At 60.8% G+C, this 1152-nt stretch carries 1 protein-coding gene; it reads right to left on the reverse strand.

What is annotated here, in order from left to right; translation table 11 throughout:
- Window positions 1-72: 72 nt before the first annotated feature.
- Window positions 73-1152, reverse strand: a 1080-nt coding sequence (locus tag ROG8370_RS19880) for an IS1182 family transposase (RefSeq protein ID WP_085828836.1), incomplete at its 5' end; no start/stop codon positions are given.

Here is a 1152-nt window from a genome sequence, read left to right on the forward strand (position 1 = left end):
GATTCTGTGGAAAAACAACGTGTTGCTGTTGCAGAAAGTGTGGTTCTGAACAGAGCGCGAGCGCCTTTTCTATCAGGCTTTGCGCGTTTGCTGCGGTGCAGGAAGGATCTTGGCCAGTTTGCGGAGGTTTTGGGCGGTGGCGGCGAGGAGGAATTCGTCATTTGCACCGCATGGGCCGCGTAATCGCAATCGTCCCAACCCGAGAATGCGTTTGAGGTGGGCAAAGAGCATCTCGACCTTCTTTCGGAGCTTCATCGAGATGTCGTATTGCTTGGTTTTGGCGATGTCGCGCGCGACCTGGCGGGCGTCTTCGTGCTCCTCGCGGGTGATGGATCTGGCATCGGCGTTCGGGCAGCATTTCTGTTTCGACGGGCAGGCCTGACAGGTCAGTTTCAGGGCACGGTATTTGGCCCGACCTCCACTGGTTGGCCCCCGGTTCGGGTCGGAATAGTTCCGACGGAACTGCTTCAGTGTCTGGCCCTCGGGGCAGACGTATTGGTCGTTCTCGGCGTCCCACTCGAAGTCCGCCCGGCTCCATGTGCCATCGCTGCGGCCAGACTTGTCGAAGACCGGGATGTGCGGGGCGATCTTGCGGTCGACCAGCCAGCCCAGCATCGGCCCGGTACCATATGCGGTGTCGGCGATCAGGCGTTCGGGATGCAGGTCAAACCTGGTCTTCACCCGATCCAGCATGGTCTTGGTCGAGCCGACCTCTGCCTGCCGGATTGACCGCGTGGCCTCGACATCGACGATCACGCCGTGATCCGTGTCGATCAGGTAGTTGTCGGAATAGCTGAAGAATGCCGGTCCTTTGCGCGCTGCCGTCCACTGGCTCGCCGGGTCCGAATGCGAGGTGAACTTGGGCTGGACCTCGCTCGCGGCACCGAATGCGGCCTCGTCCAGTGTGTCGAGATACTCGCGCACGGCGCGGGGCGCATCGGCTGGATCAATCTGCGAGACGTCCCAGTCCTCCTTCGGCGTCGAGTTCTGTTTGTTGGCATCTGCTTCGATCAGGCTTGCATCAATCGCCTTGCGCTGACCGCTGACCAGACCTTCCGCGATGCAGCGCGCGACGGTCCCCTCGAACAGATGGCGCAGCAGTTCGCTGTCGCGAAACCGACCATGCCGGTTTTTTGAAAACGTCGAGTGATC

Source organism: Roseovarius gaetbuli (assembly GCF_900172365.1).
Taxonomy (GTDB): domain Bacteria; phylum Pseudomonadota; class Alphaproteobacteria; order Rhodobacterales; family Rhodobacteraceae; genus Roseovarius; species Roseovarius gaetbuli.